This is a genomic window from Achromobacter sp. SIMBA_011 (assembly GCF_046535435.1).
In the GTDB taxonomy this organism is placed as follows: Bacteria; Pseudomonadota; Gammaproteobacteria; order Burkholderiales; family Burkholderiaceae_B; genus Achromobacter; species Achromobacter dolens.
On record NZ_JAWRWN010000480.1, the window covers coordinates 1 to 271 of the forward strand.

At 69.7% G+C, this 271-nt stretch carries 1 protein-coding gene; it reads right to left on the bottom strand.

The window, feature by feature from the left end; genetic code table 11:
- On the bottom strand, nt 1–271 hold a 271-nt coding region (gene fliS / locus SB816_RS31795), incomplete at both ends, for a flagellar export chaperone FliS (protein WP_410548217.1).

Consider the following 271-nt stretch of genomic DNA (forward strand, 5'->3'; position numbering starts at 1 on the left):
GGCGATGCCCGTCCACGCTTCCTCGAGCGTGGCGAGCAGTCCGTCGACCTCGACCAGCATCGCGTCGCTCGCATGCATGTTGGCTTCCAGCAAACGCCGGACGATATAGGCGTACAGCGCATCCAGGCGCCCGGCGATCTCGCCGCCCGCGTCGCGGTTCAGCGACGCCTGCAGCCCGCTCTCGACGATCCCGATCGCCTTGCCGATCGCTTCGCCGCGTGCGGGCACGTTGCCCTGCTGCAGGTGCATGCGCGCGAGCGCGATGGCCTGC